The 21,439-nt window shown below is 52.6% G+C and carries 28 protein-coding genes and 1 pseudogene; 15 read left to right on the top strand and 14 right to left on the bottom strand.

What is annotated here, in order from left to right; all coding sequences use genetic code 11:
• A partial coding sequence (locus GLR48_RS25330) for a type II toxin-antitoxin system ParD family antitoxin (protein WP_237067028.1) occupies positions 1-186 on the bottom strand: 186 nt, incomplete at its 3' end.
• A gap of 347 nt (positions 187-533) precedes the next feature.
• Here GLR48_RS25330 and GLR48_RS25325 point away from each other — a divergent pair.
• From GLR48_RS25325 to GLR48_RS25315, 3 genes are read left to right on the top strand one after another with little or no spacing between them, the layout of a single operon-like run.
• Complete coding sequence (locus tag GLR48_RS25325; RefSeq protein WP_237067026.1) at positions 534-1,553, top strand: replication initiation protein; 1,020 nt, start codon at positions 534-536, stop codon at positions 1,551-1,553.
• Between the two features lie 59 nt (positions 1,554-1,612).
• Positions 1,613-1,882 (top strand): BrnT family toxin, encoded by a 270-nt coding sequence (locus GLR48_RS25320; protein WP_237067024.1) that lies wholly within the window; start codon positions 1,613-1,615, stop codon positions 1,880-1,882.
• Positions 1,845-2,087 carry a BrnA antitoxin family protein gene (locus GLR48_RS25315; protein WP_237066997.1) on the top strand — a complete coding sequence of 81 codons (243 nt, stop codon included), beginning with the start codon at positions 1,845-1,847 and terminating at the stop codon, positions 2,085-2,087. Before GLR48_RS25320 ends, GLR48_RS25315 begins: the two co-directional genes overlap by 38 nt.
• A gap of 26 nt (positions 2,088-2,113) precedes the next feature.
• Here the strand turns inward: GLR48_RS25315 and GLR48_RS25310 are convergent, their stop codons facing one another.
• Complete coding sequence (locus tag GLR48_RS25310) at positions 2,114-2,974, bottom strand: sensor histidine kinase (protein WP_237067022.1); 861 nt, start codon at positions 2,972-2,974, stop codon at positions 2,114-2,116.
• Entirely contained in the window at positions 2,920-3,348 is a 429-nt protein-coding gene (locus GLR48_RS25305) for a GAF domain-containing protein (protein ID WP_237067020.1), read from the bottom strand. Before GLR48_RS25305 ends, GLR48_RS25310 begins: the two co-directional genes overlap by 55 nt.
• Before the next feature lie 301 nt (positions 3,349-3,649).
• Between GLR48_RS25305 and GLR48_RS25300 the strand changes: the two genes are divergently transcribed.
• The 3 genes from GLR48_RS25300 (at position 3,650) to GLR48_RS25295 (ending at position 5,431) form a co-directional block, all read left to right on the top strand.
• Complete coding sequence (locus tag GLR48_RS25300) at positions 3,650-4,189, top strand: recombinase family protein (RefSeq protein ID WP_237066993.1); 540 nt, start codon at positions 3,650-3,652, stop codon at positions 4,187-4,189.
• Positions 4,190-5,004: 815 nt separating this feature from the next.
• On the top strand, positions 5,005-5,199 hold the full coding sequence (locus GLR48_RS26205) for a VOC family protein (protein ID WP_442915878.1): 195 nt from the start codon (positions 5,005-5,007) through the stop codon (positions 5,197-5,199).
• A complete protein-coding gene (locus tag GLR48_RS25295) occupies positions 5,123-5,431 on the top strand; it encodes a VOC family protein (RefSeq protein WP_237067017.1) in 309 nt (102 codons plus the stop codon). Before GLR48_RS26205 ends, GLR48_RS25295 begins: the two co-directional genes overlap by 77 nt.
• A gap of 118 nt (positions 5,432-5,549) precedes the next feature.
• On the opposite strand, the gene GLR48_RS25290 is transcribed toward GLR48_RS25295, so the two are convergent.
• The 3 genes from GLR48_RS25290 to mobQ (GLR48_RS25280) all read right to left on the bottom strand — a co-directional run bounded on the left by GLR48_RS25290 (position 5,550) and on the right by mobQ (GLR48_RS25280) (position 9,548).
• Positions 5,550-6,947 carry a hypothetical protein gene (locus GLR48_RS25290; protein WP_237067015.1) on the bottom strand — a complete coding sequence of 466 codons (1,398 nt, stop codon included), beginning with the start codon at positions 6,945-6,947 and terminating at the stop codon, positions 5,550-5,552.
• Positions 6,904-8,013, bottom strand: a complete 1,110-nt coding sequence (locus tag GLR48_RS25285; RefSeq protein WP_237067013.1) for an SIR2 family NAD-dependent protein deacylase — start codon at positions 8,011-8,013, stop codon at positions 6,904-6,906. Before GLR48_RS25285 ends, GLR48_RS25290 begins: the two co-directional genes overlap by 44 nt.
• A 383-nt stretch (positions 8,014-8,396) precedes the next feature.
• A complete protein-coding gene (gene mobQ, locus GLR48_RS25280; protein WP_237067011.1) occupies positions 8,397-9,548 on the bottom strand; it encodes a MobQ family relaxase in 1,152 nt (383 codons plus the stop codon).
• A 148-nt stretch (positions 9,549-9,696) separates the two neighbouring features.
• Between mobQ (GLR48_RS25280) and GLR48_RS25275 the strand changes: the two genes are divergently transcribed.
• Complete coding sequence (locus tag GLR48_RS25275) at positions 9,697-9,948, top strand: hypothetical protein (RefSeq protein ID WP_237067009.1); 252 nt, start codon at positions 9,697-9,699, stop codon at positions 9,946-9,948.
• The gene (locus tag GLR48_RS25270) at positions 9,941-10,561 is read left to right on the top strand and encodes a hypothetical protein (protein ID WP_237067007.1); all 621 of its coding nucleotides are present in this window, start codon (positions 9,941-9,943) and stop codon (positions 10,559-10,561) included. The genes GLR48_RS25275 and GLR48_RS25270 overlap by 8 nt, the downstream gene beginning before the upstream one ends.
• Before the next feature lie 22 nt (positions 10,562-10,583).
• Here GLR48_RS25270 and GLR48_RS25265 read toward each other — a convergent pair whose 3' ends face one another.
• A complete protein-coding gene (locus tag GLR48_RS25265; protein ID WP_237067005.1) occupies positions 10,584-10,877 on the bottom strand; it encodes a type II toxin-antitoxin system RelE/ParE family toxin in 294 nt (97 codons plus the stop codon).
• The gene (locus GLR48_RS25260; protein WP_237067003.1) at positions 10,867-11,124 is read right to left on the bottom strand and encodes a type II toxin-antitoxin system ParD family antitoxin; all 258 of its coding nucleotides are present in this window, start codon (positions 11,122-11,124) and stop codon (positions 10,867-10,869) included. The genes GLR48_RS25265 and GLR48_RS25260 overlap by 11 nt, the downstream gene beginning before the upstream one ends.
• A gap of 329 nt (positions 11,125-11,453) precedes the next feature.
• Here GLR48_RS25260 and GLR48_RS25255 point away from each other — a divergent pair, with 329 nt between their 5' ends.
• The 3 genes from GLR48_RS25255 to GLR48_RS25245 are packed head-to-tail and all read left to right on the top strand — an operon-like array spanning position 11,454 to position 13,024.
• On the top strand, positions 11,454-12,491 hold the full coding sequence (locus tag GLR48_RS25255) for a replication initiation protein (protein ID WP_237067001.1): 1,038 nt from the start codon (positions 11,454-11,456) through the stop codon (positions 12,489-12,491).
• A gap of 58 nt (positions 12,492-12,549) precedes the next feature.
• Positions 12,550-12,819, top strand: a complete 270-nt coding sequence (locus GLR48_RS25250) for a BrnT family toxin (protein WP_237066999.1) — start codon at positions 12,550-12,552, stop codon at positions 12,817-12,819.
• On the top strand, positions 12,782-13,024 hold the full coding sequence (locus GLR48_RS25245) for a BrnA antitoxin family protein (RefSeq protein ID WP_237066997.1): 243 nt from the start codon (positions 12,782-12,784) through the stop codon (positions 13,022-13,024). Before GLR48_RS25250 ends, GLR48_RS25245 begins: the two co-directional genes overlap by 38 nt.
• A 33-nt stretch (positions 13,025-13,057) precedes the next feature.
• On the opposite strand, the gene GLR48_RS25240 is transcribed toward GLR48_RS25245, so the two are convergent.
• Entirely contained in the window at positions 13,058-14,287 is a 1,230-nt protein-coding gene (locus tag GLR48_RS25240; RefSeq protein WP_237066995.1) for a GAF domain-containing sensor histidine kinase, read from the bottom strand.
• A 301-nt stretch (positions 14,288-14,588) separates the two neighbouring features.
• Here GLR48_RS25240 and GLR48_RS25235 point away from each other — a divergent pair, with 301 nt between their 5' ends.
• Positions 14,589-15,128: a recombinase family protein gene (locus tag GLR48_RS25235; RefSeq protein ID WP_237066993.1), complete on the top strand. Its 540-nt coding sequence runs from the start codon at positions 14,589-14,591 to the stop codon at positions 15,126-15,128.
• A gap of 815 nt (positions 15,129-15,943) precedes the next feature.
• Positions 15,944-16,369 carry a VOC family protein gene (locus GLR48_RS25230; protein ID WP_237066991.1) on the top strand — a complete coding sequence of 142 codons (426 nt, stop codon included), beginning with the start codon at positions 15,944-15,946 and terminating at the stop codon, positions 16,367-16,369.
• Positions 16,370-16,487: 118 nt separating this feature from the next.
• Here GLR48_RS25230 and GLR48_RS25225 read toward each other — a convergent pair whose 3' ends face one another.
• The 5 genes and pseudogenes from GLR48_RS25225 to mobQ (GLR48_RS25210) form a co-directional block, all read right to left on the bottom strand.
• Positions 16,488-16,679: a hypothetical protein gene (locus GLR48_RS25225; RefSeq protein WP_237066989.1), complete on the bottom strand. Its 192-nt coding sequence runs from the start codon at positions 16,677-16,679 to the stop codon at positions 16,488-16,490.
• A gap of 65 nt (positions 16,680-16,744) precedes the next feature.
• Positions 16,745-17,452: a hypothetical protein gene (locus GLR48_RS25220; protein WP_237066987.1), complete on the bottom strand. Its 708-nt coding sequence runs from the start codon at positions 17,450-17,452 to the stop codon at positions 16,745-16,747.
• Positions 17,453-17,519: 67 nt separating this feature from the next.
• Positions 17,520-18,503, bottom strand: a complete 984-nt coding sequence (locus GLR48_RS25215) for a P-loop NTPase (protein ID WP_272911741.1) — start codon at positions 18,501-18,503, stop codon at positions 17,520-17,522.
• Positions 18,472-18,891 (bottom strand): SIR2 family protein, encoded by a 420-nt coding sequence (locus GLR48_RS26200; RefSeq protein WP_442915879.1) that lies wholly within the window; start codon positions 18,889-18,891, stop codon positions 18,472-18,474. The genes GLR48_RS25215 and GLR48_RS26200 overlap by 32 nt, the downstream gene beginning before the upstream one ends.
• Positions 18,892-19,335: 444 nt before the next feature.
• A pseudogene (mobQ, locus tag GLR48_RS25210) lies at positions 19,336-20,445 on the bottom strand (MobQ family relaxase); the annotation flags it as partial.
• Between the two features lie 198 nt (positions 20,446-20,643).
• On the opposite strand from mobQ (GLR48_RS25210), the gene GLR48_RS25205 reads away from it, so the two are divergent.
• Entirely contained in the window at positions 20,644-20,823 is a 180-nt protein-coding gene (locus GLR48_RS25205; RefSeq protein WP_237066983.1) for a hypothetical protein, read from the top strand.
• Between the two features lie 66 nt (positions 20,824-20,889).
• Positions 20,890-21,225, top strand: a complete 336-nt coding sequence (locus GLR48_RS25200) for a hypothetical protein (RefSeq protein WP_237066981.1) — start codon at positions 20,890-20,892, stop codon at positions 21,223-21,225.
• Positions 21,226-21,439: the final 214 nt, after the last annotated feature.

Here is a 21,439-nt window from a genome sequence, read left to right as displayed (position 1 = left end):
CCTGATTTTTCTCCGGCGATGAGAGCATCGATCCTGCAAGGCCTTCACTTGGGCTTCGTGCTCTTCCAAAAGCCGTAGTCCAGCACGCACAACATCGCTGGCTGAGCCATAACGACCGGTCTCGACCTGCTCGCTGATGAAACCGGTAAAATGATCTCCAAGAGTCACGGATGTATTTCGAGGCATGGCATCACTCTCTTGCGTTCTGGGCACCATCTATGTGTACCAATATGTATTACAGATCAAGTAAGCCTTGAAGGCGCAACGGTCCCATCCGCACCAAAACCATCCATATTTTTACAAAAAAGCGCGCAGCGCCTTCTTGTTCATAAGTTCTATAAGTTCAGGGCGAAACTTATATTTAAATACAATAACTTGTGGTCTTATATGTGAGAAATGGGGACGCTTATGTGAGAAATGGGGACGCTTATGAGAAATGGGGACGCTTATGTGAGAAATGGGGGACGCTGGTACGAGTTGACATGTGAGTTTTATACTATGTAAAAACTCACATATGATAAAGACACTCCAAGTTGCTGCTGACCGCGCCCATGATGATGCTAAAAACGGTGCTACCTGCTGAGGTGGCGCGGGGCGTTTACATTGAGAACCCGCCAAGCGCTGAAGCTCTCAAGCTGATGCACCTGCTCATTGCGACGGCGGGCGGGCGCATGGCTGAAGACGTGCGCCACGAGCTCCGGCTGGCCAGCATTAAGTCCATCACCGGGATGCGAAACCATTCGCGGGCCACGCTGCGCAAACTGTTCATCGAGCTGGCGGGCGCTGTGATGGTCTTCGACGACACCGACGCTCAGTGCGAGATTATTGGTGGGTTTCTGGATCGGGCAAAGCTGGATTACCGCGATGAAGACAGCGATAATCTATTGGTCGCATGGTGGTTCGGCGGCGCATTTCGGGAAATGGCAGAGAACTCGTGCCATTGGGCCATCATGGATCGCCAGACGGTCTTCGCCCTGTCCTCGAAGTATTCGATCCTGCTGTTCCAGTACGTCGCCTCGCTGGTGAACCTGAACTACGTCACCAGCAAAACCTTCACTGTGTCAGAGTTACGCACGATAATGGGTGTCCCAGAAGGTAAGATGAATCGTTTCGCAGATTTCCGACGTTTTGCATTGGAAGCTGCCATCGACGAAATCAATCAAACCTCACGAATGACGTTGACCGCCACACCGCGCAAAGTTGGGCGTACCGTGACCGGCATTACTATCGCACGGGCTGAAAAAGAGCCGGAGCGGAAGCGAGACACGAAGCGTGAGTTGGATCGCCCTAAGACAGGCCGCAAGGCGCGGCGCGACGGGACAGCGGAAACCCCGTCCCTAACCTTCCCAGAACATGGCACGGTGCGGGACACGCAGCCTTGGGACCGCATCGCACGGGACACTGCGCCAAGGCTGGAAGGTGGGCACGTCCCGGATCTTCGCAAATTGGCCGATGCGTTTCGCAAGTGGTGCGGCGAGAAGTCGATCCCGCTGGATGCAACCAGCATCGAGAAAACCTTCACCACATGGTGTAAAAGTTACTCGGCGCGGTAGGCACTTCTGAAAGGGTTTTGCCTTTGCGTCTTGAACTACTTATTGTAGTAACATAAAGTATGGACATTGAATACCCGACCGCTAAGCGTGACGCCACTCTCGCCGAGCGCGGCACGGATATGGCCCGCGCCGCAGAGATCTTCGACGAAACCACCCTGACGGTGGAGGACGATCGCCAGGACTACGGCGAGACGCGTCAGATCACGATCGGCTTTCTCGATGCCCGCATGGTGGTCATGGTCTGGACACAACGCGGCACAGCACGCCGTATCATCAGCTTGAGGAAAGCCAATGAGCGAGAACAAAGAGCATATGCAGGCCGCTTCTGACGATGATGCGCCCGACCTGTCAGCACCTTACTGGGCCGACAAGATCGCCAAGGCGACCGTTCAGCGCGGACGGCCAAAAGCGGATGTGACCAAGGTGTCCACGACGATCCGTCTGGACCCGGACGTTATTGCTGCGTTCAAGGCGCAAGGCGCTGGTTGGCAAAGCCGGATTAACGATGCTCTGCGCAAGGCTGCTGGGCTTTAGGCCATGGCAGCAGCTAGTTGGATGGTTCAGAGATCAGTTTGGGCCGCAACTTCGCGATGGAAAACTCTTTGTAGTGGAACCAAGATCGAGAACGTTGAGCCTTGGCCCGGCTGGCTTTTAACGGTGATGGTACCTTCCATCCGGTCAACCATACGCTTCACGATGGGCATACCAAGACCTGTTCCGCCGTAAATTCTCGGGTTGACCGCGTCAGCTTGCTCAAACTCATTAAAGATTTTCTTATGGTATTCTGGTGCAATGCCAATACCTGTATCGGCGACATCAATGGCAACCTGGCCATAAGAATCTTCACTTATATTGACGGTGACAGATCCAGTATCCGTAAATTTAACAGCATTGCCGATCAGATTTTGCAGGATGGTTTGAAACGCTAATTTGTCGGCAAGATAGGTGGTTCCGGCGAGTTGATCTTTGACACTCATGCGGATCGACTTGGCGTCTGCGAGCCCCATGAATTCGTCTAAGACGTCGCTGGAAAGTTTACCAATGTCCGCTTCTTCTTCTATGATTTCGAAGTGGCCAGCATCGAGTTTGGCTAGATCAAGCACATCATTCACAAAGCCCAGAAGCTTTTCGGCTGACCGATTGAGGATCGTCATCAGACGTTTTGATTGATCTTCAGATTTCACTTCGCCGAGCATCTTGATCGAGCCGATGATACCGGTAAGCGGCGTCCTTATTTCGTGGCTAACGTGCGCAATGTAGCCGCTTCTATTCGCCATGATATCTTGCAAATCGACGCGCGCTTTGCGTTCCTCCAGTGCCAACGTTCGAGCTTTTACGATGCCATCGACGCAGCGAGCTAAGTCTTCTAGAATACTAATTTCATCCTGCGTCCATTCACGGGGGAGGCGGACATGCAGCATAGCGCGCCGATTACTTTCCCTGCCGTTGTATGTATTGGACTGCCCAGATAAGAGCGTAAGCCGTTCTGGACAACAAACTCGTTATCGAAAGTGCGAGCATCTTTTAGTAAATCTGGGATAGCGACCGTCTTCTGACTTGCCTGTACATACTGACAGATTGATCCTTCGATCGGCATGTCGCCTACATCAGGGTTGTCAAAGAATGGACCTACAGATGCAGAAATATGTTGCCGTTTCTCTTGGCTTTCCAAAACAGACACAAATGAGATAGGCACGCGAAACATGCGGGTCGCAAGAGTGATGATGTTGAGAAGGTCCTCGTCCATTCTGCCATGCAGCAATCCGAGAGCTTCAAACGTATACGTTTTAGCCAAGGTACTGCTCCGAAGTTAGCGCTAATGCGCTCGTTTATAAACAATACCACCTCGAACCCGAGATTTTGGCAAATCTATGTCATTATCAGAAGCTTAATAAAGCCAGAGCAAGGATTGATCGATTTTCAAGCAGCAAGCCTTTCGGGATAGCGAGATTCTGCTCTCGTCTGCAAAGCGATGCTTCCTGACTGTTCCAGAAACGCTCGTTTTTGGAACGTGCGCAAACCACCCCGATTGACGCTGCCATAAACCCTGTTCAAAACTGACATAGTTGTTGAAGGTTTTTGGAAGGGTCAGATTCATGATCGTTGGCTATGCACGCGTCTCGACAGAAGATCAGCACCTTGATCCCCAAACCTCTGCCCTTGAGGCAGCCGGCGCCGAGCGCATCTTTACGGAGAAAGTGTCGGGCACCAAGAAGTCACGACCCGAGCTGGACCGTATGATTGACCAGCTGCGTCAGGCTGATGTCGTGGTAGTCGCCAAATATGACCGACTGAGCCGGTCGTTGCAGGATCTTCTGCACATCATGGGGGCTATTAGCGCGAAGGGTGCAGGCTTTCGTTCCCTGGCTGAGGACATCGACACAACGACGCCTGCTGGTAGGCTTGTGTTTCATGTCTTTGCCTCTATCGCTCAGTTTGAGCGTGAGCGTATTTCTGAGCGGACTAAAGAAGGGCTCGTGGCCTCCCGTAAGCGCGGAAGGATCGGCGGCAGACCCCCAGCCCTATCTCCCGAACGCCGTGCAGAGGTGGTTCGGATGCGCGACCAAGAAGGTCGTGGCATTGCAGAACTGTCGCGTCTGTTTGAGGTAAGCCCGAACACCATTAGACGAGCCTGAAAGATGAGGCATGTCTGAAGTCAAATTGACCGCGTGCCCTGTAAAGCTCTATGGTCAACCTAACAGGAAAATAGCCACACCTAACATGGTATGAAGCAGGGATCTCAACGGTGGGAAAAGTAAGTGTAAGGGAGGCGGTCAAGCACTACCAAATTTCTCGCCCCACCCTCATGAAACACCTAAAAGAAGGCAAGTTGTCCGCTAGAAAAGATGGTCAAGGGTCATGGGAAATTGACCAGTCAGAGCTGGCGAGAGTTTACAAGCCGCGCCTAAGTGAAACTCACGTTGACCAGTCAAGTTTGACCACGCCCAACAGCGACACAAACGCCGTTGAAATCAGCGTTTTGCAAGTCAAACTTAATGCAGCCATGGAAACGATAGAGCGCTTGGAAGCTGACAAAGCTGACTGGAAGCAACAAGCGCAATCACTGGCACGTCTTGCGCCTCCAGATGGGGCAGGGGAGACGCCCAGAAGGTCGCTATGGAAGCGGATCAGAGGCAGTTAGTACGCCAAGCCCCCCAAAAACCTTCAACAACGACTTCAGTTTTGAACCGGTTTAGTGGCTGCAAAAAACTGACCGTTGCAGATCCCCTCCACAAACGAGCGCTTTAGGAAGGCGCCCAAAAGCGGCAATTCGAACCTCGCCGTTATTGACCGCTCCAAATGCACCATCTACTTTTTGCTGGTCTGAAACAGGTTAGGCGCGGGAAGGTTGGCCCGGCCCCCGCTTTTTGCGGGACCTTCCGCTACAAGTCAGCGGCCCAAGACTATCAAGGCGTCTGCATGGTGCAGGTGCCGATAGAAAGGGCATGACATGAAACCTCTAATATCCGTTCTGACGCTTGGCGTAGCTGATCTCGAAAGATCGCTGGCATTCTACCGAGATGGACTTGGACTGCCGACAACAGGCATCATAGGACGGGAATTCGAGCATGGCGCGGTTGCGTTTTTTCGACCTGTCTGGCGGGCTAAAGCTCGCTCTGTGGGCGCAGGCCGACATTGCCCATGATACTGGGCTCCCGGTGCAGCCAATTAGCCCCACCGCCCTTACCATCGGGCACAATGTAGTGCGTCGAGAAGACGTCGATCAGGGTTTGAGGGCGGCAGCGCGGGCCGGGGCCAAAATCATCAAATCCGCCCAGGATACATTCTATGGTGGCTACGCCGCCTACTTCGCGGACCCTGACGGTCACTTATGGGAGATCGTCTGGAACCCGGATCTACTTCCTCCGGACGATTGATCTCTTCTAAACTAGTCGCTGGCCTATAGCCTTAGAGGCCAGCGACTACTCCAATAACGAATGTTTTTATTATTAATGCTACAAAAAAACCTGCCGCTAATAGTCTTTCGCAGATATTTTACAAATCTCTTTCAATATCTATATCATCGATATCCTCAATAACTTCCATTTCAACAATATCTCCACTTACAGGTGAAACTCGCCGTTCGAAACGATGTATCATTCTTGTAATATCTGGGTCACCGACTTCTTTTTCAGCAACCTTCATAGCTTCGAGCGCATCATCGATGAAAGCATTGTCGCCCGACACACGATATAGCTCCAAGGATACGTCTGCATGAAGTTGAAGATTTTGACGATTGAATGGATCGCCCTTAAGAATTTTTAGCGCTGCGCTGAATGCATCGTTTAGCATCTTTGATTTATCGTCCAGCATCAAGCCCACGGTACCTATTGCCCGCTCAATGAGTAAGCGAACTCTATATCTCCGAACGGGTCCATCAGCTCCCAAATCATTTTCGAAGATCCTAATTTCCGCTTCAGCATCTGGGAAATGCCCATTATTAATCAGATTAGTGATAAGTCGATGCCGCGGCACCCTTTCTCGCGGAGCTACTGAGATCATTATTCTCAGAAGTTCATTCTGAGATGATACGTCCGAAATACGTGATATACCTCCTTCAAAACTACAAAGCTGCCGGATGGTTCTAATTTCAATATCGTATGTTGGCGAAATGTTAGAAGCTACTTGCTTCAGCAACGCAAAAATCTCCTTTTGACCACCAAACTTATGCTTCGAGATTATTTCAGATATTACAGGATGTCGCCCACTCCAACCGAAGATACTCTCTCGCTTGTTTATTTGATACTCTTCTACGAGCCCTTCAAGGTTCTCTAGAACCATACCAATATCTTGAGCAGTAATTTGAAGTAGTCGAACCACAAGTTGACGGTGAACTCGGACTCCGAAGCTTTCCAACGCGCAAATTACTTTATAAACAGATTGATAATTAGGGTTAACACCAGAAAACTCACGCAATACGATTGTATCGAAGCTGTCGTTTGCAAAAATATTCTTCATACAAACAAAGAAATCTTTATTGCATCTTTCAATTAGACGCCGTCGACGTTCTTGAAGGGTAAAACCTTTAAAGCTTTTGTCCACTAGCTTTGCGATTTCTGGAACCCCCTGAACCAATGAAAGAAGGCTTCCAATTTCAGTTGGATCAAGAGTGGATAACTCTATAAGCTCCACGGATTTATATAGATTTGCGGTCTTGATCCGCGGCTTCCAATGGTTCTTGGCAGATGTCAGTATAAGCCGCAGTCGCTTTGACCCATCATCATGTAACCAATTAATTAGATTATTAATCTCGTGAAGGTAAAGGTGTGCATCGTCCAGTACCATTACAGCATTTCGCTGACTTTCCTCTAAAGCTCTGGCGACATTTCTCCATTCATCGGCGATGAACTCACGGTCTGGATTGTGCTCCCACCCCAAATAGCCTTTTTCCAACTAAGTCAAATGCAATTTGACGTGCTAGAGATGTTTTCCCAACACCACTCGCGCCCAATACTACTGAGTACTGAACGTCGTTTTGTAGTTTATCAGAAACCCGCTCTTTATTTGTCCTGGGAAAGGTGAATCCGGCTCTAATATCTGAATAGGTTGGTGCGCCGCCTCCAAACATTTTCGGAAAGTCAGGAGGTATCTGATTTGCTTGATGTTCAATATCAACGGTAATAGATCTTAATATCGTACTTTGAATAAGTGGGTCATCTGAGGTTTCGGAAACGGGAACAACCTGATGAGACTGCTTTGCAAGCTCAAAAAAGAAATCATCTATTCCACCAAATACGACCTGTAGCCCCTTTCTTTCTAAAAGCATCGCTCGATTTTGGTCTTCCGTATATACAAGAAGAAATATTCTTCCTGATGAATAGGATTTCTGCCGGAGCTTCAAGGCTCGCTTTACTAATGTATCCAAATCTGGATCAGCTAGGGACTGCCCTATAATAACTGCGTCATGCGAGTTTAAATCATTTTTAAATCTGTCGTAGAGGGCTTCGCGATAGTCCTCCACAGTATCATTGTCTTCCTCAGTCAGAATCATTTTAGATCGATGGCCATCCGAAGTATCGTGTCCAATCGTCCCATGAATTTTGAATATTGATGTTGACGTAGGAGGCGTAGGCTCACCAAAATCAAAATTGGAAGAAAAAACTCGGATGTCTTTACTTCTTTTTAAGAACGCCTTTTCAACAAGATCATCGTAATTTGTTGTAAAAATCGAAACCCAATCGTATTCTGCTACATTTTGTAAGCCCCCAGTTGGCCGCAGTCCCTTAAACTTCGACCTTACCTGTGCAACAAGCTCCTTACGGTTTTTTTTGTATTCAAAAAGGGAACAGAGTTCAGCAAAGTTATAGGTTCCAGGATCCTCTCCAATTATAGGAGCCAAATGTTCGCATAGGTTCCAGACGCTTGGAGCCCCTGACGGAAGAGATGCTCCCGCACCAAAAACTAAAACCGTGTTGCTTGGAGTCAGCTCAGAGACGAGGGATTTAATAGTAATTGGCATTTTAGCCTCAAAATTTAAAGCGAGGCCATTGCGTCGCGATGAAAAAATTCTCTCAGGCTCTTAATGAGAGATAGAAATCTCAGAGGTTCTTATAAAAAGATTAAATTTCGCTTATCATACTGAACCTGACATGAATGATGAATGATTGCCGTAGGTTTATCCAGCAGCAACAGCTCGGGTCTAAAGAGCTTGTCTGTTAGCAGTACAACAGTATCTGGCATCAGGAACTTTTTAAGTCTGCTTTTGACCAGAATGGTACAGACAAGTGACATTGCGCGAAAGATCGGTTCCGCCCTTGATACATCGGATTCAACGCAGCGATGGAGTAAGTAGATTCGAACACCCAAACTGCTACTAAATTCGTGAATAGCCTGCCTCAAATGCTATACCCCCCGCCCTTCGCGCTCGATACCCCGCTCCCGTTCCAGCATGCGTTCGCGCTCCAACACCTTTGCTCTCTCCCGATCCTGCTCCGTCAGGTCTTGGCCGGCGCTCTCGACATTGCGCGCGATCTCAACGCTCCGGTCCTCGCCTCGCCCCTCCCGCGCCGCCTGTAGCCGCTCAAGGGCGTTCTGCGGCCTCTCCTCGGCCCCTCGCGATGCACGGGCGGCTTGCAGCCGCTCCAGCGCCGTCTCCGGGGCGCGGGTGAGGCCAAGCGCTGCCGCGCGCTCCTGCACCCGGTCCAGCGCCCGCTCCAGCCATTCGCGGGCCTGCGTCTGGAACTCCCGCGCGACCTCGCGCACCTGAAGGCCGATCTCGCGCACCTCCTGCCAGCGATCGGAGGCCGGTGTGGCGATGCCGCGCCGCATCATGCTCCAGCCCCGGGCGCCGACGTCGGGCAGGGGCGGGCGGTCCAGCGCCACGGCCCGCGCCATCTCCGCGACGTGGACCCGCTCGTCGCCGTTGCGCTCGGCCGCATAGGCCCGCTCAAGCGCCTCCTCGCGCTGCGCCTCCAGCGTGCGGTGATCCACCCGCTCGTGGACGTTGCAGCGCTCAAGGGTGTGGTTGACGTGATCGGCCCAGGACGACCGCCAGTCCACCAGCAGCTCCTTGGCGTTCCAGTCGCGGTTCTTGGCCCCGAACCCCTCGGGGCCAATCTCGCGGGTGGTCAGCATGATATGCGCGTGGTGGTTCCGCTGGTCGCCTTCACGCCCCGGGGCGTGGAGGGCGATGTCAGCGACCATACCGCGGGCGACGAACTGCGCCTGAACGAACCCGCGCACGAGATCGCGGTTCTGTTCCGGCGTCAGCTCGGAGGGCAGGGCCACGCGCACCTCGCGGCTGACCTGCGCATCCTTGCGCCGCTCGACAGCCTCGACGGCGTTCCAGAGAGACGACCGGTCACGCGCCCAGTCGGGCGCGTGCTCCGGGGCAAGGATCTCGGTGTGCAGGACGCCATCCTTGCGGGTGTAGTCGTGCACCTCGCCGGTGCGCAGATCGCGCACACGCTCGGCGGCGCGGTAGGCGCTCGCGGCGGTCGCGGACCGCCCCTTGCTGCGGGAGATCACAGAGGCATCAAAATGATAAATCGCCATGATCGCCCTCTTGGCTTGGTTTCGAAAGGATGCGCAGCGGTCCTTCGCTCGCCGTCGTGCAACGACGTATAGGTGAGCACTTCGTGCTACCAGCCCTTTACCCACACCCCGGCGCTTGCTATCAAAGCACAACCCCAAGGAGTGCGCAATGAAGACAATAGACCAGCAGATTGCATCCGCTCAGGACAAGCTCTCAAGGCTCAAGTCAAAGAAAAAATCCACCGACACCCGCGTCAAGATCATCGCAGGCGCTATCGTCGTGAAGGCTGCAATGGAAAGTCCGGAAGCAGCGGCAAAGCTGGCAGGGCTGCTGCGCGAACGGGTGACACGGGATCTCGACGTGAAAGACATTCAGCCGCTCTTGGCAGACCTCGACAAGAAGGCGGCGCGCAATGGCTGATCCGGTAAACCCCGCGGCACCCATGCCCCAGGACGAGAAGATCAACGCACTGCTCGATGCCACAGCGGAGAACACCACCAAGCTGATTGCCGTCCAGCAGCAGACAGCGGCAACGGCAGCCTCTGTCCAGGATGCACGCGTCTATGTGCAGACCATCGCCAAACAGACCAACTGGGAGACCAACGGCAAGGCAATCTCAGTCATTCTGGACAAGGCCATGCGGGAGGATCGCGCAGCCCTGAACGCTGCCGGAGAGGCCGCACGCGAGATGCGTGCGAAGTCCGTGGAGATCACCCACCGGGTCGGGGAAGCCGCTGCGGCGCAGAAAGAGGCTAGCCAGATGTTCAATGCGGCCTCAGACAGGCTCCTGAGCGTCATAGAGGCCCATCAGGAAGGCAAGTGGCGCAGAGTGGGCGTGATCGCCCTCATAGGGGCGCTCTGTGGTGCTGTGGGCTTCTTTGCCCGAGAGCCGGCGAACAGATACGCCGTCCTCAGAGAGGCGAGCGCTGCGCTCAGGATCAATGCGTCAGATGCAGCCTGCAGAGACCTCCGTGGAGAGACTCTGCCGTCTGAGGGAACCTTCGCCTGTGTCATCTGGCAAACCGCACAGTGACACAGAATACGGCCTGTACCGTTCAGAGGTTCAGGCCGAGATCCTGCCGCTGGTGCAGCACCCGCATAATCTCAATGCGGTCTTTCCGCTCCCGAAAATAGATCATGTGCGATCCTACGGGGCATTTCAGATAGCCGGGGCGCACATCGACCTCTCGGCCTGTCCTGACACCCAAGACCAAGGCCTCGAATGCTGCAACCAGATCGCGAAGGTAGCTGTCCGCTTGAGCAAGCGACCACGTCTGAAACGTGTAGAACCAGATCTCTTCCAGATCGATCTCCGCCAGCGGGGCCAGCGTGTAGGACTTATCCGGCATGCGAGGCCGCATGCTTCGCATGCATGCGGCTCAGGAAGGTTTCGCTGTCAAAGGCGCGGGGCTTCCCTGATTTTTCTCCGGCGATGAGAGCATCCTGCAAGGCCTTCACTTGGGCTTCGTGCTCTTCCAAAAGCCGTAGTCCAGCACGCACAACATCGCTGGCTGAGCCATAACGACCGGTCTCGACCTGCTCGCTGATGAAACCGGTAAAATGATCTCCAAGAGTCACGGATGTATTTCGAGGCATGGCATCACTCCTTGCGTTCTGGGCACCATCTATGTGTACCAATATGTATTACAGATCAAGTAAGCCTTGAAGGCGCAACGGTCCCATCCGCACCAAAACCATCCATATTTTTACAAAAAAGCGCGCAGCGCCTTTCTTGTTCATAAGTTCTATAAGTTCAGGGCGAAACTTATATTTAAATACAATAACTTGTGGTCTTATATGTGAGAAATGGGGACGCTTATGTGAGAAATGGGGACGCTTATGTGAGAAATGGGGACGCTTATGTGAGAAATGGGGACGCTGGTACGAGTTGACATGTGAGTTTTATACTATGTAAAAACTCACATATGATAAAGACACTCCAAGTTGCTGCTGACCGCGCCCATGATGATGCTAAAACGGTGCTACCTGCTGAGGTGGCGCGGGGCGTTTACATTGAGAACCCGCCAAGCGCTGAAGCTCTCAAGCTGATGCACCTGCTCATTGCGACGGCGGGCGGGCGCATGGCTGAAGACGTGCGCCACGAGCTCCGGCTGGCCAGCATTAAGTCCATCACCGGGATGCGAAACCATTCGCGGGCCACGCTGCGCAAACTGTTCATCGAGCTGGCGGGCGCTGTGATGGTCTTCGACGACACCGACGCTCAGTGCGAGATTATTGGTGGGTTTCTGGATCGGGCAAAGCTGGATTACCGCGATGAAGACAGCGATAATCTATTGGTCGCATGGTGGTTCGGCGGCGCATTTCGGGAAATGGCAGAGAACTCGTGCCATTGGGCCATCATGGATCGCCAGACGGTCTTCGCCCTGTCCTCGAAGTATTCGATCCTGCTGTTCCAGTACGTCGCCTCGCTGGTGAACCTGAACTACGTCACCAGCAAAACCTTCACTGTGTCAGAGTTACGCACGATAATGGGTGTCCCAGAAGGTAAGATGAATCGTTTCGCAGATTTCCGACGTTTTGCATTGGAAGCTGCCATCGACGAAATCAATCAAACCTCACGAATGACGTTGACCGCCACACCGCGCAAAGTTGGGCGTACCGTGACCGGCATTACTATCGCCTGGGCTGAAAAAGAGCCGGAGCGGAAGCGAGACACGAAGCGTGAGTTGGATCGCCCTAAGACAGGCCGCAAGGCGCGGCGCGACGGGACAGCGGAAACCCCGTCCCTAACCTTCCCAGAACATGGCACGGTGCGGGACACGCAGCCTTGGGACCGCATCGCACGGGACACTGCGCCAAGGCTGGAAGGTGGGCACGTCCCGGATCTTCGCAAATTGGCCGATGCGTTTCGCAAGTGGTGCGGCGAGAAGTCGATCCCGCTGGATGCAACCAGCATCGAGAAAACCTTCACCACATGGTGTAAAAGTTACTCGGCGCGGTAGGCACTTCTGAAAGGGTTTTGCCTTGCGTCTTGAACTACTTATTGTAGTAACATAAAGTATGGACATTGAATACCCGACCGCTAAGCGTGACGCCACTCTCGCCGAGCGCGGCCTGGATATGGCCCGCGCCGCAGAGATCTTCGACGAAACCACCCTGACGGTGGAGGACGATCGCCAGGACTACGGCGAGACGCGTCAGATCACGATCGGCTTTCTCGATGCCCGCATGGTGGTCATGGTCTGGACACAACGCGGCACAGCACGCCGTATCATCAGCTTGAGGAAAGCCAATGAGCGAGAACAAAGAGCATATGCAGGCCGCTTCTGACGATGATGCGCCCGACCTGTCAGCACCTTACTGGGCCGACAAGATCGCCAAGGCGACCGTTCAGCGCGGACGGCCAAAAGCGGATGTGACCAAGGTGTCCACGACGATCCGTCTGGACCCGGACGTTATTGCTGCGTTCAAGGCGCAAGGCGCTGGTTGGCAAAGCCGGATTAACGATGCTCTGCGCAAGGCTGCTGGGCTTTAGGCCATGGCAGCAGCTAGTTGGATGGTTCAGAGATCAGTTTGGGCCGCAACTTCGCGATGGAAAACTCTTTGTAGTGGAACCAAGATCGAGAACGTTGAGCCTTGGCCCGGCTGGCTTTTTAACGGTGATGGTACCTTCCATCCGGTCAACCATACGCTTCACGATGGGCATACCAAGACCTGTTCCGCCGTAAATTCTCGGGTTGACCGCGTCAGCTTGCTCAAACTCATTAAAGATTTTCTTATGGTATTCTGGTGCAATGCCAATACCTGTATCGGCGACATCAATGGCAACCTGGCCATAAGAATCTTCACTTATATTGACGGTGACAGATCCAGTATCCGTAAATTTAACAGCATTGCCGATCAGATTTTGCAGGATGGTTTGAAACGCTAATTTGTCGGCAAGATAGGTGGTTCCGGCGAGTTGATCTTTGACACTCATGCGGATCGACTTGGCGTCTGCGAGCCCCATGAATTCGTCTAAGACGTCGCTGGAAAGTTTACCAATGTCCGCTTCTTCTTCTATGATTTCGAAGTGGCCAGCATCGAGTTTGGCTAGATCAAGCACATCATTCACAAAGCCCAGAAGCTTTTCGGCTGACCGATTGAGGATCGTCATCAGACGTTTTGATTGATCTTCAGATTTCACTTCGCCGAGCATCTTGATCGAGCCGATGATACCGGTAAGCGGCGTCCTTATTTCGTGGCTAACGTGCGCAATGTAGCCGCTTCTATTCGCCATGATATCTTGCAAATCGACGCGCGCTTTGCGTTCCTCCAGTGCCAACGTTCGAGCTTTTACGATGCCATCGACGCAGCGAGCTAAGTCTTCTAGAATACTAATTTCATCCTGCGTCCATTCACGGGGGGAGGCGGACATGCAGCATAGCGCGCCGATTACTTTCCCTGCCGTTGTATGTATTGGACTGCCCAGATAAGAGCGTAAGCCGTTCTGGACAACAAACTCGTTATCGAAAGTGCGAGCATCTTTTAGTAAATCTGGGATAGCGACCGTCTTCTGACTTGCCTGTACATACTGACAGATTGATCCTTCGATCGGCATGTCGCCTACATCAGGGTTGTCAAAGAATGGACCTACAGATGCAGAAATATGTTGCCGTTTCTCTTGGCTTTCCAAAACAGACACAAATGAGATAGGCACGCGAAACATGCGGGTCGCAAGAGTGATGATGTTGAGAAGGTCCTCGTCCATTCTGCCATGCAGCAATCCGAGAGCTTCAAACGTATACGTTTTAGCCAAGGTACTGCTCCGAAGTTAGCGCTAATGCGCTCGTTTATAAACAATACCACCTCGAACCCGAGATTTTGGCAAATCTATGTCATTATCAGAAGCTTAATAAAGCCAGAGCAAGGATTGATCGATTTTCAAGCAGCAAGCCTTTCGGGATAGCGAGATTCTGCTCTCGTCTGCAAAGCGATGCTTCCTGACTGTTCCAGAAACGCTCGTTTTTGGAACGTGCGCAAACCACCCCGATTGACGCTGCCATAAACCCTGTTCAAAACTGACATAGTTGTTGAAGGTTTTTGGAAGGGTCAGATTCATGATCGTTGGCTATGCACGCGTCTCGACAGAAGATCAGCACCTTGATCCCCAAACCTCTGCCCTTGAGGCAGCCGGCGCCGAGCGCATCTTTACGGAGAAAGTGTCGGGCACCAAGAAGTCACGACCCGAGCTGGACCGTATGATTGACCAGCTGCGTCAGGCTGATGTCGTGGTAGTCGCCAAATATGACCGACTGAGCCGGTCGTTGCAGGATCTTCTGCACATCATGGGGGCTATTAGCGCGAAGGGTGCAGGCTTTCGTTCCCTGGCTGAGGACATCGACACAACGACGCCTGCTGGTAGGCTTGTGTTTCATGTCTTTGCCTCTATCGCTCAGTTTGAGCGTGAGCGTATTTCTGAGCGGACTAAAGAAGGGCTCGTGGCCTCCCGTAAGCGCGGAAGGATCGGCGGCAGACCCCCAGCCCTATCTCCCGAACGCCGTGCAGAGGTGGTTCGGATGCGCGACCAAGAAGGTCGTGGCATTGCAGAACTGTCGCGTCTGTTTGAGGTAAGCCCGAACACCATTAGACGAGCCTGAAAGATGAGGCATGTCTGAAGTCAAATTGACCGCGTGCCCTGTAAAGCTCTATGGTCAACCTAACAGGAAAATAGCCACACCTAACATGGTATGAAGCAGGGATCTCAACGGTGGGAAAAGTAAGTGTAAGGGAGGCGGTCAAGCACTACCAAATTTCTCGCCCCACCCTCATGAAACACCTAAAAGAAGGCAAGTTGTCCGCTAGAAAAGATGGTCAAGGGTCATGGGAAATTGACCAGTCAGAGCTGGCGAGAGTTTACAAGCCGCGCCTAAGTGAAACTCACGTTGACCAGTCAAGTTTGACCACGCCCAACAGCGACACAAACGCCGTTGAAATCAGCGTTTTGCAAGTCAAACTTAATGCAGCCATGGAAACGATAGAGCGCTTGGAAGCTGACAAAGCTGACTGGAAGCAACAAGCGCAATCACTGGCACGTCTTGCGCCTCCAGATGGGGCAGGGGAGACGCCCAGAAGGTCGCTATGGAAGCGGATCAGAGGCAGTTAGTACGCCAAGCCCCCCAAAAACCTTCAACAACGACTTCAGTTTTGAACCGGTTTAGTGGCTGCAAAAAACTGACCGTTGCAGATCCCCTCCACAAACGAGCGCTTTAGGAAGGCGCCCAAAAGCGGCAATTCGAACCTCGCCGTTATTGACCGCTCCAAATGCACCATCTACTTTTTGCTGGTCTGAAACAGGTTAGGCGCGGGAAGGTTGGCCCGGCCCCCGCTTTTTGCGGGACCTTCCGCTACAAGTCAGCGGCCCAAGACTATCAAGGCGTCTGCATGGTGCAGGTGCCGATAGAAAGGGCATGACATGAAACCTCTAATATCCGTTCTGACGCTTGGCGTAGCTGATCTCGAAAGATCGCTGGCATTCTACCGAGATGGACTTGGACTGCCGACAACAGGCATCATAGGACGGGAATTCGAGCATGGCGCGGTTGCGTTTTTCGACCTGTCTGGCGGGCTAAAGCTCGCTCTGTGGGCGCAGGCCGACATTGCCCATGATACTGGGCTCCCGGTGCAGCCAATTAGCCCCACCGCCCTTACCATCGGGCACAATGTAGTGCGTCGAGAAGACGTCGATCAGGGTTTGAGGGCGGCAGCGCGGGCCGGGGCCAAAATCATCAAATCCGCCCAGGATACATTCTATGGTGGCTACGCCGCCTACTTCGCGGACCCTGACGGTCACTTATGGGAGATCGTCTGGAACCCGGATCTACTTCCTCCGGACGATTGATCTCTTCTAAACTAGTCGCTGGCCTATAGCCTTAGAGGCCAGCGACTACTCCAATAACGAATGTTTTTATTATTAATGCTACAAAAAAACCTGCCGCTAATAGTCTTTCGCAGATATTTTACAAATCTCTTTCAATATCTATATCATCGATATCCTCAATAACTTCCATTTCAACAATATCTCCACTTACAGGTGAAACTCGCCGTTCGAAACGATGTATCATTCTTGTAATATCTGGGTCACCGACTTCTTTTTCAGCAACCTTCATAGCTTCGAGCGCATCATCGATGAAAGCATTGTCGCCCGACACACGATATAGCTCCAAGGATACGTCTGCATGAAGTTGAAGATTTTTGACGATTGAATGGATCGCCCTTAAGAATTTTTTAGCGCTGCGCTGAATGCATCGTTTAGCATCTTTGATTTATCGTCCAGCATCAAGCCCACGGTACCTATTGCCCGCTCAATGAGTAAGCGAACTCTATATCTCCGAACGGGTCCATCAGCTCCCAAATCATTTTCGAAGATCCTAATTTCCGCTTCAGCATCTGGGAAATGCCCATTATTAATCAGATTAGTGATAAGTCGATGCCGCGGCACCCTTTCTCGCGGAGCTACTGAGATCATTATTCTCAGAAGTTCATTCTGAGATGATACGTCCGAAATACGTGATATACCTCCTTCAAAACTACAAAGCTGCCGGATGGTTCTAATTTCAATATCGTATGTTGGCGAAATGTTAGAAGCTACTTGCTTCAGCAACGCAAAAATCTCCTTTTGACCACCAAACTTATGCTTCGAGATTATTTCAGATATTACAGGATGTCGCCCACTCCAACCGAAGATACTCTCTCGCTTGTTTATTTGATACTCTTCTACGAGCCCTTCAAGGTTCTCTAGAACCATACCAATATCTTGAGCAGTAATTTGAAGTAGTCGAACCACAAGTTGACGGTGAACTCGGACTCCGAAGCTTTCCAACGCGCAAATTACTTTATAAACAGATTGATAATTAGGGTTAACACCAGAAAACTCACGCAATACGATTGTATCGAAGCTGTCGTTTGCAAAAATATTCTTCATACAAACAAAGAAATCTTTATTGCATCTTTCAATTAGACGCCGTCGACGTTCTTGAAGGGTAAAACCTTTAAAGCTTTTTGTCCACTAGCTTTGCGATTTCTGGAACCCCCTGAACCAATGAAAGAAGGCTTCCAATTTCAGTTGGATCAAGAGTGGATAACTCTATAAGCTCCACGGATTTATATAGATTTGCGGTCTTGATCCGCGGCTTCCAATGGTTCTTGGCAGATGTCAGTATAAGCCGCAGTCGCTTTGACCCATCATCATGTAACCAATTAATTAGATTATTAATCTCGTGAAGGTAAAGGTGTGCATCGTCCAGTACCATTACAGCATTTCGCTGACTTTCCTCTAAAGCTCTGGCGACATTTCTCCATTCATCGGCGATGAACTCACGGTCTGGATTGTGCTCCCACCCCAAATAGCCTTTTCCAACTAAGTCAAATGCAATTTGACGTGCTAGAGATGTTTTCCCAACACCACTCGCGCCCAATACTACTGAGTACTGAACGTCGTTTTGTAGTTTATCAGAAACCCGCTCTTTATTTGTCCTGGGAAAGGTGAATCCGGCTCTAATATCTGAATAGGTTGGTGCGCCGCCTCCAAACATTTTCGGAAAGTCAGGAGGTATCTGATTTGCTTGATGTTCAATATCAACGGTAATAGATCTTAATATCGTACTTTGAATAAGTGGGTCATCTGAGGTTTCGGAAACGGGAACAACCTGATGAGACTGCTTTGCAAGCTCAAAAAAGAAATCATCTATTCCACCAAATACGACCTGTAGCCCCTTTCTTTCTAAAAGCATCGCTCGATTTTGGTCTTCCGTATATACAAGAAGAAATATTCTTCCTGATGAATAGGATTTCTGCCGGAGCTTCAAGGCTCGCTTTACTAATGTATCCAAATCTGGATCAGCTAGGGACTGCCCTATAATAACTGCGTCATGCGAGTTTAAATCATTTTTAAATCTGTCGTAGAGGGCTTCGCGATAGTCCTCCACAGTATCATTGTCTTCCTCAGTCAGAATCATTTTTAGATCGATGGCCATCCGAAGTATCGTGTCCAATCGTCCCATGAATTTTGAATATTGATGTTGACGTAGGAGGCGTAGGCTCACCAAAATCAAAATTGGAAGAAAAAACTCGGATGTCTTTACTTCTTTTTAAGAACGCCTTTTCAACAAGATCATCGTAATTTGTTGTAAAAATCGAAACCCAATCGTATTCTGCTACATTTTGTAAGCCCCCAGTTGGCCGCAGTCCCTTAAACTTCGACCTTACCTGTGCAACAAGCTCCTTACGGTTTTTTTTGTATTCAAAAAGGGAACAGAGTTCAGCAAAGTTATAGGTTCCAGGATCCTCTCCAATTATAGGAGCCAAATGTTCGCATAGGTTCCAGACGCTTGGAGCCCCTGACGGGAAGAGATGCTCCCGCACCAAAAAACTAAAACCGTGTTGCTTGGAGTCAGCTCAGAGACGAGGGATTTAATAGTAATTGGCATTTTAGCCTCAAAATTTAAAAGCGAGGCCATTGCGTCGCGATGAAAAAAATTCTCTCAGGCTCTTAATGAGAGATAGAAATCTCAGAGGTTCTTATAAAAAAGATTAAATTTCGCTTATCATACTGAACCTGACATGAATGATGAATGATTGCCGTAGGTTTATCCAGCAGCAACAGCTCGGGTCTAAAGAGCTTGTCTGTTAGCAGTACAACAGTATCTGGCATCAGGAACTTTTTAAGTCTGCTTTTGACCAGAATGGTACAGACAAGTGACATTGCGCGAAAGATCGGTTCCGCCCTTGATACATCGGATTCAACGCAGCGATGGAGTAAGTAGATTCGAACACCCAAACTGCTACTAAATTCGTGAATAGCCTGCCTCAAATGCTATACCCCCGCCCTTCGCGCTCGATACCCCGCTCCCGTTCCAGCATGCGTTCGCGCTCCAACACCTTTGCTCTCTCCCGATCCTGCTCCGTCAGGTCTTGGCCGGCGCTCTCGACATTGCGCGCGATCTCAACGCTCCGGTCCTCGCCTCGCCCCTCCCGCGCCGCCTGTAGCCGCTCAAGGGCGTTCTGCGGCCTCTCCTCGGCCCCTCGCGATGCACGGGCGGCTTGCAGCCGCTCCAGCGCCGTCTCCGGGGCGCGGGTGAGGCCAAGCGCTGCCGCGCGCTCCTGCACCCGGTCCAGCGCCCGCTCCAGCCATTCGCGGGCCTGCGTCTGGAACTCCCGCGCGACCTCGCGCACCTGAAGGCCGATCTCGCGCACCTCCTGCCAGCGATCGGAGGCCGGTGTGGCGATGCCGCGCCGCATCATGCTCCAGCCCCGGGCGCCGACGTCGGGCAGGGGCGGGCGGTCCAGCGCCACGGCCCGCGCCATCTCCGCGACGTGGACCCGCTCGTCGCCGTTGCGCTCGGCCGCATAGGCCCGCTCAAGCGCCTCCTCGCGCTGCGCCTCCAGCGTGCGGTGATCCACCCGCTCGTGGACGTTGCAGCGCTCAAGGGTGTGGTTGACGTGATCGGCCCAGGACGACCGCCAGTCCACCAGCAGCTCCTTGGCGTTCCAGTCGCGGTTCTTGGCCCCGAACCCCTCGGGGCCAATCTCGCGGGTGGTCAGCATGATATGCGCGTGGTGGTTCCGCTGGTCGCCTTCACGCCCCGGGGCGTGGAGGGCGATGTCAGCGACCATACCGCGGGCGACGAACTGCGCCTGAACGAACCCGCGCACGAGATCGCGGTTCTGTTCCGGCGTCAGCTCGGAGGGCAGGGCCACGCGCACCTCGCGGCTGACCTGCGCATCCTTGCGCCGCTCGACAGCCTCGACGGCGTTCCAGAGAGACGACCGGTCACGCGCCCAGTCCGGCGCGTGCTCCGGGGCAAGGATCTCGGTGTGCAGGACGCCATCCTTGCGGGTGTAGTCGTGCACCTCGCCGGTGCGCAGATCGCGCACACGCTCGGCGGCGCGGTAGGCGCTCGCGGCGGTCGCGGACCGCCCCTTGCTGCGGGGAGATCACAGAGGCATCAAAATGATAAATCGCCATGATCGCCCTCTTGGCTTGGTTTCGAAAGGATGCGCAGCGGTCCTTCGCTCGCCGTCGTGCAACGACGTATAGGTGAAGCACTTCGTGCTACCAGCCCTTTACCCACACCCCGGCGCTTGCTATCAAAGCACAACCCTAAGGAGCACGCAATGAAGACAATAGACCAGCAGATTGCATCAGCTCAGGACAAGCTCTCAAGGCTCAAGTCAAAGAAAAAAATCCACCGACACCCGCGTCAAGATCATCGCAGGCGCTATCGTCGTGAAGGCTGCAATGGAAAGTCCGGAAGCAGCGGCAAGGCTGGCAGGGCTGCTGCGCAGAACGGGTGACACGCGATCTCGACGTGAAAGACATTCAGCCACTCTTGGAAGACCTCGACAAGAAGGCGGCGCGCAATGGCTGATCCGGCAAACCCCGCCGCCCCCACGCCCCAGGACGAGAAGATCAACGCACTGCTCGATGCCACAGCGGAGGAACACCACCAAGCTGATTGCCGTCCAGCAGCAGACAGCGGCAACGGCAGCCTCGATTGTCCAGATCCACGCGTCTATGTGCAGACCATCGAAACAGACCAACTGGAGACCAACGGCAAGGCAATCTCAGTCATTCTGGACAAAGGCCATGCGGGAGGATCGCGCAGCCCTGAACGCTGCCGGAGAGGCCGCACGCGAGATGCGTGCGAAGTCCGTGGAGATCACCCACCGGGTCAGGGGAAGCCGCTGCGGCGCTGAAAGAGGCTAGCCAGATGTGCGGCCTCAGACGGGCTCTGAGCGTCATAGAGGCCCATCAGGAGGAGCAAGTGGCGCAGAGTGGGCGTGATCGCCCTCATAGGGGCGCTCTGTGGTGCTGTGGGCTTCTTTGCCCGAGAGCCGGCGAACAGATACGCCGTCCTCAGAGAGGCGAGCGCTGCCCTTTCAGGATCAATGCGTCAGATGCAGCCTGCAG

Origin of the sequence: Loktanella sp. M215 (assembly GCF_021735925.1) — a bacterium.
Taxonomy (GTDB): Bacteria; Pseudomonadota; Alphaproteobacteria; order Rhodobacterales; family Rhodobacteraceae; genus Loktanella.
Note: the sequence above shows the minus strand (reverse complement) of the source record. Positions and strands in the feature narration are given on the sequence as shown.